The organism is Streptomyces mirabilis (genome assembly GCF_039503195.1).
GTDB classification, from domain to species: domain Bacteria; phylum Actinomycetota; class Actinomycetes; order Streptomycetales; family Streptomycetaceae; genus Streptomyces; species Streptomyces mirabilis_D.
On sequence record NZ_JBCJKP010000001.1, the window covers coordinates 7745308 to 7763750 of the forward strand.

The 18443-nt window shown below is 72.5% G+C and carries 17 protein-coding genes; 4 read left to right on the forward strand and 13 right to left on the reverse strand.

The features are described from left to right. Nucleotides 1-299: 299 nt before the first annotated feature. The 3 genes from AAFF41_RS35270 to AAFF41_RS35280 all read right to left on the reverse strand — a co-directional run bounded on the left by AAFF41_RS35270 (nucleotide 300) and on the right by AAFF41_RS35280 (nucleotide 3325). A complete protein-coding gene (locus AAFF41_RS35270; RefSeq protein ID WP_319748551.1) occupies nucleotides 300-1577 on the reverse strand; it encodes a ribonuclease D in 1278 nt (425 codons plus the stop codon). A 122-nt stretch (nucleotides 1578-1699) separates the two neighbouring features. Beyond that, complete coding sequence (locus AAFF41_RS35275) at nucleotides 1700-2362, reverse strand: response regulator transcription factor (protein ID WP_054234007.1); 663 nt, start codon at nucleotides 2360-2362, stop codon at nucleotides 1700-1702. 336 nt (nucleotides 2363-2698) lie between these two features. Then, nucleotides 2699-3325, reverse strand: a complete 627-nt coding sequence (locus AAFF41_RS35280; RefSeq protein WP_319748552.1) for a DUF3000 domain-containing protein — start codon at nucleotides 3323-3325, stop codon at nucleotides 2699-2701. 204 nt (nucleotides 3326-3529) lie between these two features. On the opposite strand from AAFF41_RS35280, the gene hemE reads away from it, so the two are divergent. Then, nucleotides 3530-4600 (forward strand): uroporphyrinogen decarboxylase, encoded by a 1071-nt coding sequence (gene hemE / locus AAFF41_RS35285; protein WP_319748553.1) that lies wholly within the window; start codon nucleotides 3530-3532, stop codon nucleotides 4598-4600. A 54-nt stretch (nucleotides 4601-4654) separates the two neighbouring features. Here hemE and AAFF41_RS35290 read toward each other — a convergent pair whose 3' ends face one another. Then, on the reverse strand, nucleotides 4655-5473 hold the full coding sequence (locus AAFF41_RS35290; protein WP_319748554.1) for a rhomboid family intramembrane serine protease: 819 nt from the start codon (nucleotides 5471-5473) through the stop codon (nucleotides 4655-4657). Between the two features lie 124 nt (nucleotides 5474-5597). Between AAFF41_RS35290 and AAFF41_RS35295 the strand changes: the two genes are divergently transcribed. Beyond that, the gene (locus AAFF41_RS35295) at nucleotides 5598-5933 is read left to right on the forward strand and encodes a hypothetical protein (protein WP_082417462.1); all 336 of its coding nucleotides are present in this window, start codon (nucleotides 5598-5600) and stop codon (nucleotides 5931-5933) included. Between the two features lie 122 nt (nucleotides 5934-6055). Here the strand turns inward: AAFF41_RS35295 and AAFF41_RS35300 are convergent, their stop codons facing one another. Further along, complete coding sequence (locus tag AAFF41_RS35300) at nucleotides 6056-7444, reverse strand: FAD-dependent oxidoreductase (protein WP_319748555.1); 1389 nt, start codon at nucleotides 7442-7444, stop codon at nucleotides 6056-6058. A 27-nt stretch (nucleotides 7445-7471) separates the two neighbouring features. Next, the gene (locus AAFF41_RS35305; protein WP_319748556.1) at nucleotides 7472-8458 is read right to left on the reverse strand and encodes a DUF4349 domain-containing protein; all 987 of its coding nucleotides are present in this window, start codon (nucleotides 8456-8458) and stop codon (nucleotides 7472-7474) included. 179 nt (nucleotides 8459-8637) lie between these two features. Here AAFF41_RS35305 and hemG point away from each other — a divergent pair, with 179 nt between their 5' ends. Both hemG and hemQ read left to right on the forward strand, forming a co-directional pair. Further along, entirely contained in the window at nucleotides 8638-10098 is a 1461-nt protein-coding gene (hemG, locus tag AAFF41_RS35310) for a protoporphyrinogen oxidase (protein WP_319748557.1), read from the forward strand. A 4-nt stretch (nucleotides 10099-10102) separates the two neighbouring features. Next, nucleotides 10103-10834: a hydrogen peroxide-dependent heme synthase gene (gene hemQ / locus AAFF41_RS35315; RefSeq protein ID WP_054233999.1), complete on the forward strand. Its 732-nt coding sequence runs from the start codon at nucleotides 10103-10105 to the stop codon at nucleotides 10832-10834. Here the strand turns inward: hemQ and AAFF41_RS35320 are convergent, their stop codons facing one another. The 7 genes from AAFF41_RS35320 to AAFF41_RS35350 form a co-directional block, all read right to left on the reverse strand. Then, entirely contained in the window at nucleotides 10835-12493 is a 1659-nt protein-coding gene (locus AAFF41_RS35320; RefSeq protein WP_319748558.1) for an alpha/beta hydrolase, read from the reverse strand. Nucleotides 12494-12613: 120 nt separating this feature from the next. Continuing rightward, nucleotides 12614-13402: a TIGR04222 domain-containing membrane protein gene (locus AAFF41_RS35325; protein WP_319748559.1), complete on the reverse strand. Its 789-nt coding sequence runs from the start codon at nucleotides 13400-13402 to the stop codon at nucleotides 12614-12616. A 121-nt stretch (nucleotides 13403-13523) separates the two neighbouring features. Further along, on the reverse strand, nucleotides 13524-14279 hold the full coding sequence (locus AAFF41_RS35330) for a DUF4142 domain-containing protein (protein WP_343325195.1): 756 nt from the start codon (nucleotides 14277-14279) through the stop codon (nucleotides 13524-13526). Nucleotides 14280-14561: 282 nt separating this feature from the next. Continuing rightward, nucleotides 14562-15920 (reverse strand): MbnB/TglH/ChrH family RiPP precursor modification enzyme, encoded by a 1359-nt coding sequence (locus AAFF41_RS35335; RefSeq protein WP_343325196.1) that lies wholly within the window; start codon nucleotides 15918-15920, stop codon nucleotides 14562-14564. 180 nt (nucleotides 15921-16100) lie between these two features. Next, nucleotides 16101-16862, reverse strand: coding sequence for a TIGR03086 family metal-binding protein (locus AAFF41_RS35340; RefSeq protein WP_343325197.1), 762 nt, complete (start codon nucleotides 16860-16862; stop codon nucleotides 16101-16103). A gap of 80 nt (nucleotides 16863-16942) precedes the next feature. Next, nucleotides 16943-17623 (reverse strand): TetR/AcrR family transcriptional regulator, encoded by a 681-nt coding sequence (locus AAFF41_RS35345; protein WP_343325198.1) that lies wholly within the window; start codon nucleotides 17621-17623, stop codon nucleotides 16943-16945. A 46-nt stretch (nucleotides 17624-17669) separates the two neighbouring features. Continuing rightward, the gene (locus AAFF41_RS35350) at nucleotides 17670-18425 is read right to left on the reverse strand and encodes a peptidyl-tRNA hydrolase (RefSeq protein ID WP_319748564.1); all 756 of its coding nucleotides are present in this window, start codon (nucleotides 18423-18425) and stop codon (nucleotides 17670-17672) included. Nucleotides 18426-18443: the final 18 nt, after the last annotated feature.

The following is an 18443-nucleotide window of genomic DNA, read 5'->3' on the forward strand; positions in this document are numbered from 1 at the left end:
CCGTCATGCTACTTGCGAGTAACCACCCTGCCCAGTCCCGACGACGGGAGCGGCGAACGTCACATCCGTCGATCGTCTCCGCTCGGGCACGGACATCGTCTCGATCTCCACTCCGGTCTCTGTAGGCCATCCGAGGATCTTGGCGTGATCTCGACGTCGCTCTTTCGCTTCAAGGGCCCCTTCGGAGCGCACGGGAGACGAAACCGCGCCCCGAAAGGGGTGCGGGGAACTGCGCGAGCAACCCGAAACGGCACGCGGTCGCCGTACGTCAGAACCACGTACGGCACCACGTACGGCGACTAGGCACCCTTGACGGCCAGCGCATCCACCAGGACCGGTGTGACCAGCTCCACCTGCCACGCACGAGCCCCGTACCCGGCGAGCGCGGCCGAAACCGACTCGGCGTCGGCACCGGCCGGCGGCTCCCAGCACACCCGCCGGACCGTGTCCGGAGTGATCAGGTTCTCCTGCGGCATGTTGAGCTCCTCGGCCAGCGCCGACACGGCGGCCCGCGCCGCGGAGAGCCGGGCTGCGGCGGCCGGGTCCTTGTCGGCCCAGGCGCGCGGCGGCGGAGGCCCGGTGACGGGCTGCCCGGGCTGCGGCAGCTCGGCGTCCGGCACTGCCTTCGCGCGGTCCACGGCGGCCTGCCACTGCTCCAGCTGGCGCCGCCCCATCCGGTGCCCGAACCCGTTCAGCGCGGCAAGCGCGTGCACGTTGGCCGGAAGGGCGAGCGCGGCCTCCACGATGGCCCCGTCCCCCAGCACCTTGCCCGGCGAGATGTCCCGGCGCTGGGCGATCCGGTCCCGGGCCTCCCACAGCTCCCGCACGACCGCCATCTGCCGACGGCGGCGCACCTTGTGCATCCCGGACGTGCGGCGCCAGGGGTCCTTGCGCGGCGGCGCGGGCTCGGCCTGCGCGATCGCGTCGAACTCCTGTCGGGCCCAGTCCAGCTTGCCCTGCCGGTCGAGCTCCTTCTCCAGGGCGTCGCGCAGATCGACGAGCAGTTCCACGTCGAGCGCGGCGTAGCGCAGCCACGGCTCCGGGAGCGGGCGCGTGGACCAGTCGACCGCGGAGTGCCCCTTCTCCAGTACGAAGCCGAGCACGCTCTCGACCATCGCGCCCAGGCCCACTCGGGGGAACCCGGCCAGGCGTCCGGCCAGCTCGGTGTCGAAGAGCCGCGTCGGCACCATGCCTATCTCCCGCAGACACGGCAGGTCCTGGGTTGCGGCGTGCAGCACCCACTCGACGCCGGAGATGGCCTCGCCGAGCCCGGAGAGGTCGGGACAGGCGACGGGGTCGATCAGCGCGGTGCCGGCGCCCTCGCGGCGCAGCTGCACCAGATAGGCGCGCTGGCCGTATCGGTACCCGGACGCGCGTTCGGCGTCCACGGCCACGGGGCCGGAGCCGGCGGCGAAGGCCGCGATCACCTCGGCGAGCGAGGTCTCGTCGGCGACGACGGGCGGAATGCCCTCTCGGGGCTCAAGCAAAGGGATCGGCGCCGATTCGACGTCGTCCGGAGGGCCGCCTCCGGTGGTTCGCAGTGAGCTGTCTTCTGCGGTCTCTTGGGCGTCGGTCACCTGTCAAGGGTATCTGTGTATGGACTGCGCCCGCCGACGGAACGTTCCGTCGGCGGGCGCAGGAGGGTCGTAAACCAGTCAGGTCGGTGAAAGTTCCGGTCCGGTGGGGGTGTGCCCCTGTTTCAGTGGATGATCCCCGTCCGCAGGGCGACCGCCACCATCCCGGCGCGGTCGCCCGTGCCGAGCTTGCGGGCGATGCGGGCGAGGTGGCTCTTGACGGTCAGCGCGGACAGGCCCATGGAGACGCCGATGGCCTTGTTCGACTGGCCCTCGGCGACGAGCCGGAGCACCTCGACCTCTCGGCCGGAGAGCTCGCGGTAGCCGCCCGGGTGGCTCGGGGCACCCGGGGGGCGGCGGTGCATACGGGCGGCGGCCGAGCCGATGGGCGCGACACCGGGGCGGGTGGGGAGCCCGACGTTCGTACGGGTGCCGGTGACGACATAGCCCTTGACGCCGCCCGCGAGGGCGTTGCGCACGGCGCCGATGTCGTCGGCGGCGGAGAGGGCGAGGCCGTTGGGCCAGCCCGCGGCTCGGGTCTCGGACAGCAGGGTGAGCCCGCTGCCGTCGGGCAGGTGGACGTCGGCGACACAGATGTCGCGCGGGTTGCCGATTCGGGGACGGGCCTCCGCGACGGACGACGCCTCGATGACGTCGCGCACTCCGAGCGCCCAGAGGTGGCGGGTGACGGTGGATCGGACCCGTGGGTCGGCCACGACCACCATGGCGGTCGGCTTGTTCGGGCGGTAGGCGACCAGGCTTGCGGGCTGCTCGAGGAGAACGGACACCAGGCCTCCTGGGGGTGCGGGACGGGGACCGGCTGTGGGGATGAAGCCGGGGCGAACCGTGTTTTCAAGGTCACAGACGTCTTCGGCATCAAACCCGTCCGCCTTTAGAGAATGATCACGATTTGGTGAGTAACAATCCGTGCAATTCGGACACGCGATCGATCATCCGAAGATCGAACCGAGTCGTTCCATGTCACGACACGGCTGAAAGTGGCCGTATCGACAAAACCTCGGCAAGGAACTCGGCAAAGGGCGCGGCGTTCCGCGAGGTCGAAAAGGGCGCCCGTTCGACATGACACGGGCGCCCCGGAAGACGGAGAAGCGAAAGACGGGCGTTCAGCGGGACTGCGGACCCCGGCGCTGCGGAAGGGTCACCACCGAGCCGTCGCCCGGCCCCGCCGGGGGCAGGCCCGCGATCTGACAGAGCAGATCGCACCAGGCGGCGAGGTGCGCGGCCGTGTCCGGTACGCCGCCCAGGCCCTCGCGGGGCGTCCAGGAGGCCCGGATCTCGATCTGGGACGCGGCGGGGCGCTCGGACAGCCCCCCGAAGTAGTGCGAGCTCGCCCGGGTGACGGTGCCGCTCGGTTCGCCGTACGACAGACCGCGGGCCTGCAACGCGCCGGTCAGCCACGACCAGGAGACGTCGGGGAGCAGTGGGTCGGCCGCCATCTCCGGCTCCAGCTCCGCGCGGACCAGCGTCACCAGCCGGAAGGAGCCCTGCCAGGCGTCGTGCCCCGCCGGGTCGTGCAGCAGAATGAGCCGGCCGTCCGCCAGGTCCTCGTCGTCCGCGACGACCGCGGCCTCCAGCGCGTACGCGTAGGGGGCCAGGCGCTGTGGTGGGCGCGTCGGGTCGATCTCGATCTCGGGCCGCAACCGCGCGGCCCTCAGTGCGTCGACGGCAGCCCGGAAGGGCGGCGGAGCCGTCTCCCTCGCATCCTGGTCCCCCTCCTTGGCATCGTCCATTTCGCCAGCGCCGTCCGACAGTCGTCCCTGAGCCGCAGCCATGCGGGGAAGATTAAGGGGAACGGAGCCCGCGCGCAGGGAGAGACACCCGTGCGCGGGACCACTGTCCGGATCGTGCCGCACGAAAGCGCAGGCGGGAGCGGACCGCTCCGGGCGCCGGAGCCCGGCACTCGCGGGCCGGCGGGGCGTGCGAGACTTTCCGTCGTGAGTGCCAATGACCGCCCCGCCGCGGGCCAGCCGCCGACAGCCACGTACGAGTCCGCCTTCCTCAAGGCGTGCAGGCGCGAGCCCGTGCCGCACACGCCCGTGTGGTTCATGCGGCAGGCCGGTCGCTCGCTGCCCGAGTACCTCAAGGTGCGCGAGGGCATTCCCATGCTGGAGTCCTGCATGCGGCCGGAGCTGGTCGCCGAGATCACCCTCCAGCCGGTGCGCCGGCACAACGTGGACGCGGCGATCTACTTCAGCGACATCGTCGTCCCGCTGAAGGCCATCGGCATCGACCTCGACATCAAGCCGGGCGTCGGCCCGGTCGTCGAGAACCCGATCCGCACCCGCGCCGACCTGGCCCAGCTGCGCGACCTGACCCCCGAGGACGTCTGGTACGTCACCGAGGCGATCAAGCTCCTGACGGCCGAGCTCGGCGAGACCCCGCTCATCGGTTTCGCGGGCGCGCCTTTCACTCTCGCGAGTTACCTCGTGGAGGGCGGTCCGTCCAAGAACCACGAGCACACCAAGGCGCTCATGTACGGCGACCCGCAGCTGTGGGCCGACCTGCTCGACCGTCTCGCCGAGATCACCTCCGCCTTCCTGAAGGTGCAGATCGAGGCGGGCGCCAGCGCCGTCCAGCTCTTCGACTCCTGGGTCGGCGCCCTGGCACCCGCCGACTACCGGCGCTCGGTGATGCCCGCGTCCACCAAGGTCTTCGAGTCCGTGGCCGGGTACGGCGTGCCGCGCATCCACTTCGGCGTCGGCACCGGCGAACTGCTCGGCCTCATGGGCGAGGCGGGCGCGGACGTCGTCGGCGTCGACTGGCGCGTCCCGCTCGACGAGGCCGCCCGCCGCGTCGGCCCCGGCAAGGCGCTCCAGGGCAACCTCGACCCCGCCGTCCTCTTCTCCACCACCGAGGCCGTGGAGGCCAAGACCCGCGAGGTGCTGGACGCCGCCGCCGGTCTCGAGGGTCACGTCTTCAACCTCGGCCACGGCGTTCCGCCGAGCACCGACCCGGACGCGCTGACCCGTCTCGTGGAGCACGTCCACCAGCAGACCGCGCGCTGACCTTCTACGGGGGACGCCCTACGGGGGACGCCGCGCGCCTCGACGCCGCCAGCCTCACCAGCCGTGCCGCGCCTGTCTGCCGAACAGCAGGCTGCGCGGTTCCGGCGGTGGCGGGGTGCCCGGGCGCAGCGGCCAGGCCAGCAGCATCCCCACGAGGAAGCCGACCACGTGGGCCTCGTACGCCACGGTTCCGGCGGTGGAGACGCCGCCGCCGGACGAGTACACCGCCTGCAACGCGAACCAGAAGCCCAGCACCAGCCACGCGGGCAGTCGCAGCGGCAGGAAGACCAGGAACGGGACGAGCACCCAGACCCTGGCCCTCGGATAGAGCACCAGATAGGCGCCGAGGACTCCGGCGATCGCTCCGGAGGCGCCGATCAGCGGGTCGGTCGAGTCGGTGTTGAGGTACGCGAAGCCGTACGCCGCCGCGTAACCGCACGCCACGTAGAACACCGCGAACCGCACATGTCCGAGGCGGTCCTCGATGTTGTTGCCGAAGATCAGCAGGAAGAGCATGTTGCCGAGCAGATGCAGCCAGCTGCCGTGCAGGAACATCGCGGTGAGGACCGAGAGCGGCGGCGACTTGTCGTACGTCGGCGGCCCCACCAGACACCCGGGGCCCCCTGCCCCGACGCCGACGTCGCCGGTCGGGACCAGGCGGGGCAGTTGGTGGTGGAGCAACTCCTGCGGCACCGCGGCGTAGTGCTCCAGGAACGCGTGCAGATGGCACAGCTGGGAGAGCCCGCTGTCACCCGCCACCGATCCCGCGAGGCCGGGCGTGTAGAGGAACACCAGAACATTGGCGGCGATCAGCGCATACGTCACATAGGGCGTGCGGCGCACCGGGTTCACGTCATGGACGGGGATGACCACGAGGAACTAGTGCCCGGGATACGCCGGGTGAATCCGTGAACGGCCCCGCCCCCGCATCCGTATGTCTCCTCAACCGCCCGCGCCGCGACGAAGACGCGACGCGAGAGACGTGAGGACACAGGCGATGAACGACCGAGTTACTCCTCCGATGCATGCCCTGCCCGACGGCGAGGCGGAAATCGCCCTGGTGCTGCACCTCCCCTGGGAGGACGTCGCCGCGCTCGGCCAGGAGGCCGGACGGCTCGCGGCGCGCATGCAACGGCCGGTGACCCTCGACGAGGCCGTCAGCCACCGACTGCGCTCCGCGCGGTCGGCCGCCCACGCCAAGCCGCCCACCACGCAGCCCGCGGCCGTCACCGCGTCGGCGTCGGTGTCCTCGCTTCCGGCGCGGCCGCCGGCCGAGCAGGCGCGGCAGGCGATAGACCGGATCAACGGGAACGCGGGACACGAGTCTGCGTAGACGCGTAGCGGTTGAGTGTTGACTGCGGACGCTCTGTGGCTGGTCGCGCCCACGCGGCGGAGCCGCATATGTCTCACAGCCCCGCGTATGTCACAGCCCCGCGCCCGTTCGGGGCGCTCCACTTACGCGGCGTTTTCGCGTACCGCCGTCACCGCCTTGCGTGCCGCGACCAGGATGGGGTCCCACACGGGTGAGAACGGGGGTGCGTAGCCCAGGTCCAGGGATGTCATCTGTTCCACCGTCATGCCCGCGGTCAGCGCCACCGCGGCGATGTCGACCCGCTTCGCCGCGCCTTCGCCGCCGACGATCTGCACGCCGAGCAGCCGCCCCGTGCGGCGCTCGGCGAGCATCTTCACCGTCATGAGGTCCGCGTCCGGGTAGTAGCCCGCGCGGCTGGTCGACTCGATGGTGACGGCCTCGAACCGCAGGCCCGCCCGGTGCGCGTCCTTCTCGCGCAGCCCGGTGCGGGCGATCTCCAGATCGCAGACCTTGCTCACGGCCGTACCGACGACACCGGGGAAGGTCGCGTACCCGCCGCCCACATTGGAGCCGATGACCTGCCCGTGCTTGTTGGCGTGCGTGCCCAGCGCGATGTGCCGTTCGCGTCCCGAGATCAGGTCGAGCACCTCGACGCAGTCGCCGCCGGCCCAGATGTTCTCGTGTCCCCGCACCCGCATCGCCAGGTCGGTGAGCAGCCCGCCGTGCTCGCCCAGGGGGAGTCCCGCGGCCCGTGCGAGCGTGGTCTCGGGGCGTACGCCGATGCCGAGCACGACCACGTCCGCCGGGTACTCCGCGTCCTCGGTGGCCACCGCGCGGACCCGGCCCGCGTCCCCGGTGAGGAGCTTGGTGATCTCGGCGTCGTTGACCATGGTGATGCCGAGGTTCTCCATGGCCGTGTGCACCAGGCGGCCCATGTCGGGGTCGAGGGTGGACATCGGCTCCTTGCCGCGGTTGACGACCGTCACCTCGTACCCGCGGTTGATGAGCGCCTCGGCCATCTCCACGCCGATGTAGCCCGCGCCGACGACCACCGCGCGACGCCCCTCGGTCGTCGCCAGTGTGTCCAGGAGGGCCTGGCCGTCGTCCAGGGTCTGCACGCCGTGCACGCCCGGAGCGTCGACGCCCGGCAGGTCGGGGCGGACCGGACGGGCGCCGGTCGCGATCACGAGTTTGTCGTACGAGGTCCACTCCTCGGCCCCGGTCTCGAGGTCGAGCGAGCGGACGCGGCCCCCGGCGACATCGATCTCCGTGACCTCGGTGCGCATCCGCAGGTCGATCGCGCGCTCCCGGTGTTCCGCCGGGCTCCGGGCGATCAGCCGGTCCCGCTCGGGGACGTCGCCGCCCACCCAGTACGGGATGCCGCAGGCCGAGTAGGAGCTGAAGTGACCGCGTTCGAACGCCACGATCTCCAGTTCGTCGGGCCCGCGCATCCGGCGTGCCTGTGACGCGGCGGACATGCCCGCCGCGTCACCCCCGATCACGACCAGTCGCTCCGTACGGCTCATGCTCATGCGAACACGCTACGGGGACCGGGCATTTCAGTCCTCGTCGCCACCCTCCTCGCGCACCGGCGGTGCCACCGGCAGCGAACCCGCGCCCGCGGGAGCCGCTTCGGCCCCGGGCCGGCGCGGCTGCCCCGTGCGGGCGAGCCGCAGCCACAGCGCCAGGAGGAGCCCGGCGCTCAGCAGGAACGGGAGCACTACGCCGAACACCACGGCGATCCAGCGCAGCATCGTGACGAACGCGTCCCAGCCGCCCGTCAGCGCGTCCACGAAGCCCGGCGTGCCGGACTTCTTCGCGGCTTGCTTCAGCGGGGTCTCGGAGAGGGAGAGCGTGATGGTGGCCAGGCCGGTGCGGTCCTTCAGGGACGCCTGCTGGGCGAGCAGGGCGTCGAGGTCCGATTCGCGGGTGCTCAACTCGCCTTCCAGGGCGACCACATCGCTGAGCTTGGTGGCCTGGTCCATCAGCTCGCGGACCCGGGCCACGCTGACGCGCTGCGACTTGACGCGGCTCTCCACGTCGACGACCTGGTCGGTGACGTCCTCCGCCTTCGCCGTCCGCTCGACGACCTTCCCGGTGCCCTCCAGGGAGGAGAGCACCGCGTCGTAGCGGGCGGTGGGCACACGCAGTACGGCTCGGGTGCGCTCGCGGCCCCCGCCGTCCCGGGTGGTCGTCTCGTCGCCGACGTAGCCACCCGCGTCGACGGCCGCGGTGCGGGCGGAGTCCAGCGCCTTGGGCACGTCCTTGACCTGCAGGGTCAGCGAGGCGGTGCGGATGATGTGGCTGCCGGCCGGCACGGATGTGCCGGTGGCCTTGGACGGGTGGGCGGACTTTGCGCCGCCCGCGCCCGAGGCGACACTGTCCGCCGCGCCCGGGCGGGCGTTCTCGGCGCCCGGCGCGGCCGCCTTGTCGGCGCTGGAGGCGGAGCCACCGCCGGCGGCGCCGCAGCCCGTCACCGCGAGGGCGGCGGCGAGAACCATCCCGGCGAAAACCGGGCCCGTTCGTGCGGAACGTCGTGTGTGCATGTGGGCGTACCCCCGTGGCTGGCGACTGCTGACCTTCCTTCGACGCCGGGGCCGGGCGCGACGTTTGCCGGATCCGATCCCGATGCGGTCACGGTCGGGACTCGCGCAGGGCACCGCCGTACCGGACGACGGCTCCGGGTCCCGGCGGGCCTGCCGGCGGGGTCTGAGAAGGTGGAGTCATGCGCGCACAGGACAGTCGTACGGGTACGGGACAGGTCGTCGTCGTCGGGGGCGGCATCGCCGGTCTGGCCGCCGCCCACCGCCTGCTGGACCGCGGCGCGCGGGTGACCGTCCTCGAGGCGTCGGACCGCGTCGGCGGCAAGCTCCTGCCCGGCGAGATCGCGGGCGCACGGGTCGACCTCGGCGCCGAGTCGATGCTCGCCCGCCGCCCGGAAGCGGTCGCGCTCGCCCGCGAGGTGGGCCTCGCCGACCGTCTCCAGCCGCCCGCCACCGCGACCGCCTCCCTGTGGACGCGCGGCGTGCTGCGCCCCATGCCCAAGGGCCATGTCATGGGCGTGCCCGGCACGGCCGCCGCCCTCTCCGGAGTCCTCTCCGACGAGGGCCTGGCCCGCATCGAGCGCGACGCCGAGCTGCCCCGCACGGAAGTCGGCGACGACGTGGCCGTGGGGGAGTACGTGGCGGCACGCCTCGGCCGCGAGGTCGTCGACCGCCTGGTCGAGCCCCTCCTGGGCGGCGTCTACGCGGGCGACGCGTACCGCATCTCGATGCGGCTGGCCGTCCCCCAGCTGTTCGCCGCCCTCCGCACCCATGTCTCCCTGACCGAGGCGGTCCGTGAGATCCAGGCGAAGGCGGCCGCGGCCCAGCAGACCGGACCGGTGTTCATGGGCATCGAGGGCGGAGTGGGCCAACTCCCGCTCGCGGTCGCGCGGTCGGTGCGCGCGCGGGGCGGCGAGATCCTCACCGGCGCCACGGTGACGGAGCTGCGCCGCGCCGGGGACGGCGGCTGGCGGGTGGTGGCCGGGGGACGCGTCCTGCACGCGGACGGGGTCGTCGTGGCGGTGCCCGCAGGCCCGGCCGCCGCCCTGCTGAGGGCCGAGGCGCCCGCGGCGGCCACCGAGCTGGCCGGTGTCGAGTACGCCTCCATGGCGCTGGTGACGCTGGCCTACCGGCGCGCGGACATCACCCTCCCCGAAGGGAGCGGTTTCCTGGTGCCACCGGTGGACGGCCACACCATCAAGGCATCCACCTTCGCCTCCCGGAAGTGGGGCTGGATCGCCGAGGAGAACCCCGACCTGCTCGTCCTGCGCACCTCCGTCGGTCGGTACGGCGAGACGGAGGTGCTGGGCCGCGACGACGCCGACCTCGTGGACGTCTCCCGGCACGACCTGCGGGAGGCCACCGGCCTGGCCGCCGAGCCCGTGGCGACCCGGGTGACCCGGTGGGACGACGGCCTGCCGCAGTACCCGGTCGGGCACCACACGCGCGTGGCCCGCGTCCGCGAGCACGTGGCCAAGCTCCCGGGGCTCGCCGTCTGCGGCGCGGCGTACGACGGGGTCGGCATCCCCGCGTGCGTCGCGAGCGCGTACGCCGCCGTGGACCAGCTCGGCGGCGACCGCGCCGGACTGGAGGCGCTGAGGGCGAACCCGGTGCAGAGCCTGCACGGCGGAGCGGGAGAATAGCCTCATGAGTGACGACGCCCCCACCACCGAGTCCGGCAGGGTCCCGAACAAGGGCAAGCTGGCCAAGGACCTCAACGAGGTCATCCGCTACACCCTGTGGTCCGTGTTCAAGCTGAAGGACGTGCTGCCCGAGGACCGCGCCGGCTTCGCCGACGAGGTCCAGGAGCTCTTCGACCAGCTCGCCGCGAAGGACGTCACCGTCCGCGGGACGTACGACGTGTCGGGGCTGCGCGCCGACGCCGACCTGATGATCTGGTGGCACGCCGAGACCAGCGACCAGCTCCAGGAGGCGTACAACCTCTTCCGCCGCACCAGGCTGGGTCGCGCCCTGGAGCCGGTCTGGTCGAACATGGCGCTGCACCGCCCCGCCGAGTTCAACCGCTCGCACATCCCGGCGTTCCTCGCCGACGAGACGCCGCGCAACTATGTGAGCGTCTACCCCTTCGTGCGCTCCTACGACTGGTACCTGCTGCCCGACGAGGACCGCCGCCGCATGCTCGCCGACCACGGCAAGATGGCCCGCGGCTACCCGGACGTGCGCGCCAACACGGTCGCCTCGTTCTCCCTCGGCGACTACGAGTGGATGCTCGCGTTCGAGGCCGACGAGCTGTACCGCATCGTCGACCTCATGCGCCACCTGCGCGCCTCCGAGGCCCGCATGCACGTCCGCGAGGAGGTCCCGTTCTACACCGGCCGCCGTAAGTCCGTGGCCGAGCTGGTCGCCGGGCTCGCCTGATCAGGGAGCCTGGCGGGCCGTCTTCGCGTCCTCACGGGCGTGTGCGTCGTGCCGGGCGGTCTTGTCACCGTCCGGCGCCGCCGGCTCCGGCTCCGCGTGCGGGGCGCACGCCGCGCGCCGCTCCGGGAGGCGGCCCTCCAGGAGGTACGCGTCCAGGTAGCCGTTGACGCACTGGTTGGGGCCGCCCGCGATCCCGTGCGTCCCGGCGCCGCTCTCGGTCACCAGGACCGAGCCGGACAGCCGCCGCTGGAGCTCCACCGCCCCCTCGTAGGGCGTCGCCGCGTCCCGCTCGGCCGCCAGGATCAGGACCGGCGCCAGCGCGCCGGGCAGCGTCCGCACATCGAGGGGCTTCTGCCGCGGCACCGGCCAGTAGGCGCACGGCAGGTTCATCCACACGTTGTCCCAGGTCTCGAACGGTGCCACGCGCGCGAGCCGGGTGTTGTCCCGGTCCCAGGTACGCCAGTTCGTCGGCCAGGGCGCGTCGTTGCACTCCACGGCCGTGTACACCGCGTTGCCGTTCTCCGCCTCGGCCGACGCCTCCGGATGCGGCCCGGCCTGCTGGATCAGCGGCTTCGGGTCGCCCTTCAGATAGGCGGACAGCGCCAGGGCGCGCTGCGGCCAGTAGTCGTCGAAGTACCCCGCCGCCAGGAACGCGCCTTGCAACTGACGCGGCCCCACCTTGCCGCCCGCGGGCGCCGCGGCGAGCCGTGCCCGCGCCTTCTCGTAGTTGTGCAGCACCGCTTCGGGCGTGGTGCCGAGCGCGTACTCCTTGTCGTGCCTGGCGATCCACGCGCGGAAGTCCGCCCAACGGGCCTCGAACGCGACCGACTGGTCGAGGTTGTTCCGGTACCAGATCTGCCGGGGGGCGGGGTTCACCGCCGAGTCGAACACCATCCGGCGTACGTGCGAGGGGAAGAGCGTCGCGTACAGGGCGCCGAAGTACGTGCCGTACGACGCCCCCATGAACGTCAGCTTCCGCTCGCCCAGCGCGGCGCGCAGCACATCGAGGTCGCGGGCGTTGTTGAGCGAGGTGTAGTGCCGGATGCCCTGCCCGGAGCGCTTGAGGCAGCCGCGGGCGTACGCCTGTGCCTCCGCGATGCGCTCCTTCTTGTACGTCTCCGAGGGGTTCGTCGGCGACTGCGCGGGCCCCTTCAGAAAGCGCTTCGGGTCCTCGCAGGACAACGGGGCCGAGCGGTCCACACCGCGCGGGGCGTAGCCCACGAGGTCGTACGCGGCCGCGATGCGTTTCCACTCGGGGAGGAAGCCGATCAGCGGGAAGTACATGCCGGACGCGCCCGGGCCGCCCGGGTTGTAGACGAGGGAGCCCTGACGCGGCACCTTGTGCTTGGAGTTGCGCAGGTCCTTGCCGGTGGCGCCGGCGCGGCTGACGGTCAGTTTGATCTTCTTCCCGTCTGGTTGCGCGTAGTCCAGCGGCACCGTGACCGTGCCGCAGCGCATCGCGACCGGGAAGTCGTCCCCCTTGGGGCACGCGCCCCAGTGGATGCCGGCTTTCGCGGCACGGGCGGCGGCGACCACGGTGCCGCGCGCCTCGAGGGAGGCCGCGGGGTTCGGCCAGGCCGCCGCGCCGCCCGCGGGGGCGGCGACGAGGCCGCTCAGAAGCAAGGACCCGGTGGTTCCGTACAGGACGGCAGCTCTCATCGCGTATCCCCTTCGGCGCACGGCAGCGACAAAAGGGATGTTTGGTTCGTCAGTTGATGAAGTAAAGCACCTGGTGCCGGTGTCGGCCCCAATGACCCCTATGCGCCCCCTCGGGCGCCGTCAGCGCTGCCGCTCGGGGCTTCGGTCGCGGTGCGCGAAGGCCGCGCGCAGCTCCGGCTCGTCGACGGCGCGGACGCCGCGTACGGCGACCGAGGTGAGGTACGTACGGTCGTCGCCGGTGGCGTCGGGGTGCCGGGCGAGGGTGCCGAGCAGCCGCTGTCCGGCCGGGGAGGCCCAGCGCGTGTACGGGTGGACCTCGATGCGGGCGATGGCGAGGCAGCTCACGGTGAGGATGAGCGGCAGCGAGAACCACACGGCGATCGGCACGTCGTTCTCGCTCCCCCGGGACTGGGAGGGCATCAGCACGGCGACGGCGCCGAGCGCGAGGACGGCCGCGGCGGCGGCCTGGACCTGGCGGATGGCGCTCGCGACGGTGGTGCGGGCGCCGTCGGGCACGGCGAGGCCCGCGGCGACGAGACGGTCGGCGAGGCGGTGTACGGAGTCCGCGGCGGCCGTGCTCGCCCGTACGGGCGCTATCCGGGACTGCCCCTGCGGACCTATCGCCCCTATCACCGAGCACTCCATCTCGTCGCGACCGCGCGGGTCCACGACGGTCGCCCAGCCCGTGTGCGCGAGCAACAGCCGCCGCTGACGGGCCATCGACACCAGGGTCAGATCGGCGACCCGGGCGGGGCCGCCGGACAGGAACGCCGCCTCGTACAGCGTGAGGTGGTGTCCGCGCGCCGCGTCGGCGTCGACCGCCGCCGCGCGCACGGCGGCCAGGCACAGCCGAGTGCAGGAGATACCGGCCGCGGCCCAGGCCAGGAGCAGGAGGAGGACCCAGAACATGGCGTGTTTCTACGCGAGGAGCCCAGGTCGGCGCCACGGTATGCCCACGATATGGACGGAGCGTTGTGGCTCTGTGACGTTCCGGTGTCCGCCGGGGCGTTCCCCAAGGGGCGCCGCGCAGCTAGCCCTTGGGGCGGTAAGCGGCCGGGGGCAGCGGATAGGTTCCGGACGGGGTGACGGGGACGGGGCTGTCCGGGGACGCGATGGGACCCGGCGGGGCCGGGGAAGCCGTCAGCGGGGGCGGGCTCGCGGTCGCGGCGTCCTGGGCGAGGGCGTCGAAGTCCACGTACCCGGTGGCTTCGAGGACCTTGATGTGGTCGAGCACGGTGGTGTTCGCGTCGTCGGCGAGGTCCCGTACGAGGGAGTTGCGGGTGTTCGCGCGGACCTGGGCGACGACGGAGAAGACCTTGCCGTGCGCCCTGCGCAGGATGTTCGCGAACTTCTGGTCGTAGTCCGTGCCGTGCGCGGCGTCGAGCGTGGCCAGCCAGCCCCGCTGCTGGGCGTTGGGCTGGTTCGGGAGCTCGAGTCCGAGCCGTGCGGCGACGTTGCGGACGCGTGCGTCGAGGAATGTGTGGCCCTCGACGAGGTGCGCGCCCGCCGTCTTCACGGCCTGGGTGGTGCCGCGCTCCGCGGCCTGCTGGCCGGCGGGCAGCTCCCACAGCCCGGCGAGCCGGACCTTGGTGATGAACTCCCGGTCCAGTGCGGACAGCGGACCGAACTGCGTCGACACGGACTGGGCGTTCAGGGTGTCCAGGCCGGTGCCGGCGCGGTCCGCGTACGACCAGATCGGAAAGATCAGGGCGGCGAGGGTCGCGGTGAGGGCCGCGATGATGAGTCCTGTCCCACTGACCAATCCGGTGCGGTTGATGGATCGCATGGTGCCTCCTGTTGCGGCACCGCACGCTAGTGCGCTACGGGTGCGGGTTGGCATATTACTTCGGGCACTACGCCAACTGCCGTGCGAGGAGTAAGGGTTGCCGGGTGGGCGGAAGGCGTCGAATGGGGTGGTTAGCCCGGAGTTCATACCATCAGGAAGCCCTGGAAAACGGACGTCGGATCCAGTCGGACGGGGCCCGGTGTTAGCCCCGGCACACTCTGCCGGGGCGAGGCACTACGGCGCGCTTAGTAGTGCGCCTCGGCTCCGGTGACGCGGGCGGGGTCAGCGGCGCAGCACTACCCGTCGGGTCGCGCGGGCCAGCCGGGCCGTGGGCCGCTGCGACGGCGGGGTCGGGCCGGACCGCTCCTGCCACCACGCACGCAGCCGCCGCGTCTCCGCGTCCTCGGGGTGCCCCGCGAGCAGCATGTACTCGGCGAAGTCCAACGCGTCGCGCCGGTACCCACCGCTCATCGGATGCCGTTGCGCGTACGCGAGGAACGCCGGCCGGTACGCGTCCCCGAGGATCTCCGGCAGCTCCACCGCCACCTTCGCGACGACGTCCGCCCGCTTGGCCGCGAGCGCCCGCGCCTGCACACCCAGTCGTCCCCGGTCGAACCCCTCGGGCACGGGGGTACCCGCGACGAGCGCGGACAACAGCGCGGCCTGCCCGAGCGCCAGCCGCTGCCGCGCACCCACGGCCACGCCGGCCTCGTGGCTCCCGGCTGCCCCGGGGATGCCGCTCGCGGGGGCGGCGGCCGCACCGGAGTGTGGGCCTGCCGGGGTTTCGGACGGCCTCACGACCCGTGCCCGCGCCTTCGTCAGGGTGACTCTGATCGCCCCGAGCTCCCTCTCCAGTTCGCCCGGGTCCGGGAAGTTCTCGTCGCGCTCCAGGAGGACCCCCGGTGGGGTCACGCGGGAGGCGAGGTCGGCCAGGATGTCGAGGACCTGCCGGGGGACGGGGTGGGCGTGGCTGTCGTGCCAGACGCCGTCCCGTTCGAAGCCGCCGGCGACGTGGACGTAGGCGATGGCCTCGACGGGGAGTTCGTCGAGGGCCTTCGAAGGGTCCTCGCCCCGGTTGACGTGGTTCGTGTGGAGGTTGGCCACGTCGATGAGGAGGCGTACGCCGGTGCGGTCCACCAGGTCGTACAGGAACTGCCCCTCGGTCATCTCCTCCCCGGGCCAGGAGATCAGCGCGGCGATGTTCTCGACCGCGAGCGGGACGGGAAGGGCCTCCTGCGCGATACGGACGTTCTCGCACAGCACGTCGAGGGCGTCCCGGGTGCGGGGGACCGGCAGCAGGTGCCCGGCCTCCAGGGAGGGCGACGCGGTGAGCGCGCCCCCGGCCCGTACGAACGCGATGTGCTCCGTGACGAGAGGCGAGCCCAGTGCCTCGGCCCGCTCCGCGAGGGCGGTGAGCCGGGACTCCTCGGGCCGCTCCGCGCCGCCGAGGCCGAGCGAGACCCCGTGCGGCACCACCGTGACGCCCCGCTCGCGCAGCCGCAGCAGCGACTCGGGAAGATGCCCGGGGCACAGGTTCTCCGCCACGGCCTCGACCCAGTCGATACCGGGCATGCGCTCCACGGCCTCGGCGAGCTCCGGCCGCCACCCGATGCCCGTCCCCAGCCGCCTCGGCTGTGTCATGTCGCCTCCTCCGTCACCGCTCGAACCCCGGCTGCCGCGACCCCGGCCGCTGTCTCCTCACGACGGACCCCTGTTCCGGTGTGACGGAGTCATGGCCCCGGGAAGCGGGGCCGAACCCAAGTCGCCGGACGTTCAGAGCAACATTTGAGGTTCCGCCGGGGTCCCGAGGCGGCCCACCGGCTACCGCAGTACCTTGTCCGGATCCGAGGGCTCCGGCCGGGCGGTGTTGACCTGCCCCGGCGGTGCGGGCGACGGGCTCGACGTGACGACGACGTCGTCGGCAGGCTGCACCGGCGGCGCGGAGGGCGCCGTGACTGGACCCGCGCCGTCGGTCGACAGCGGCCACTTCTCCGGTGTCCGTCCGAGCAGCCGCAGCGCCTCGTCCAGCGGATCCGCGCCCATGGGAACGTCGACCGGCGGCGCGAACGCGAACCCCGGCCCGCGACCGGCCGGATCCGTCGGTACGAGGCGGGCCACGGCCAGGGCGGCCCCGAGGACGTGGTCCGGCAGATCGAGTCCGACGCCGAGCGTGGCGGCGACGTCCCATGCGTGCACCACGTAGTCGACGAAGTGGAAGCCGAGGGCCATCCCGCCGGGGAACCCGCCCCCGTCCCTGATCTCCGGCAGCACGAACTCCTCCTCCGTCACGCCCGGTTCGGCGAAAGCGGCCAGCACCGCCGTCGCCGCTCCCCGGTAGGTCCGCTCCGGGTCCCCCATGTCCTCCGGCTCCCGCCAGTACGCCGTCTCGTGCCCCGCTCCCCGGGCGGCGGCCGCGAACCCGTGGTGCTGCGCGGCCATGTGCGCCACCAGCCGCCGCAGCGTCCACCCCGCACACGGTGTGTCCCGCTCCCAGTCCGTGCCCCGCGCCAGCCCGACGAGCCGCAGCGACTCGTACACGGCGATCCGGTCGAGTTCGACGATGTCCACTCCGGTCGATGTCATACGGTCGATCATAAAACTGAGCGAACGATCGTGCTACTTGTTTCCGGCCGTGACGGTTCCCGCGTCAAAGGCTCGGTGTGTCAGGAGGGCTCGGCGGGTCGGGAGGGCTCGACAGGCCGGGAGGGCTCGGGCACGAGGGACGGGTCGGTCGCCGCCGCGCGCAGCCGGGAGAGGATGGCGACGCGGGCCCTGCGATAGACGTCCGTCTCGTCGCGCAGCACCGACACCGCGTTCGCCGTCTCCATCAACGCGATGAGCTCGAAGGCGAGTTGCGCGGCATCCGTGTCGGAGCGCAGCTCACCCAGGTCCCGGGCCTCGGTGATGGTGTGCTCCACATGGGCCGCCCAGTCCCGCTGGGCCTCCGCGACGGCGTCGTGCACGGGCCCCGACCGGGCGTCGAACTCGGCGATGACCTCGTAGAAGAAACAGCCGCCGGGGAAGACCCGGCCCTGGGAGTAGTCCAGCCAGAGTTCACACAGCCGCCAGACCCGGGCGACACCGGCGGGGGTCTCGGACGCGGGCCGGATCACCTGCTCGACGTAGATGCGCGCCGCTTCCCGCACGGTGGCCAGCTGCAGTTCCTGCTTGGAGCCGAAGAGCGCGAACACTCCGCTCTTGCTGAGCTGGAGCTCGGTGGCGAGACGGCCCACGGACAGTGCCTCCAGTCCCTCGACCGAGGCGATGTCGACGGTGCGGCGGAGCACCAACTGCCGTGTGCGGTTGCCGCGTTCGACCCTGCCGTCCAGCCGGGTCCCGGCCATCGCGCCTCCTCGGGTCCGTAGGTCACTCGGGGTCGGTCGGGATCGGTCAGGAGCGCAGCGCCGGATGGTCGGCCACCACCGTGCACGACCCCGGCGCGATCTCCGTGAACCCGGCGTCGCGCACCAACGGCAGCCCGGAGGTGGTGAGTCCACTCCAGCGGGCCGGGTCGGCGGTGCGGACGGCGAGGGGGAAACCGGCGTCGCGCCAGGCCGCCCGCTGCTCGTCCGACAGTTCCCACCAGGCCAGCTGCGCGGCGTGCCCGGCCTGCGCCATCGTCTTGCCGGCCGACATGTCGAGATCGGGGTTGAGCCACAGCACGGGCGCCGTCGGGTCCGCGTCCACCGGCGGCTCCGGGTCGTCGAGGTCGGTGCCGGAGACCTGGAGCTTGACCAGGTCCTTCGGCCAGCCGTCCAGGGGGACCGGCGGGAAGACGCGCACCTCGGAGGACTTCCCGGTCACCGTGATGCCGGGCAGAGCCTCGGCCCGCCGCCACTCGGCGCCACGCGCCCGTCGTACGACCTTGCGGATCCGGGCGTCCTGCCAGTCCCGCACCGCCTGCGCCCACTCGCCGTCCCCGAGGGCCCGCTCATCGCTGAGGATCGTCAGCACGGCGCGGGCCGCGGTCTCCAGCGCGTCCGTGCGGGCCGGGGGAGCGGCCTTCTCGATGCGCACGACCAGCGGCAGCACGAACTGCGGGGCCTCGTCGCGCGCGGTGCGCTCGGATCGGAAGGGGCTGTCCTCGGCCGAGCCGGGTACGTCGGGTCGGCCGGGTGCGTCGGCTACGGTCGGGTCGCTGCTCACGCCCTCCAGTGTGCCAGG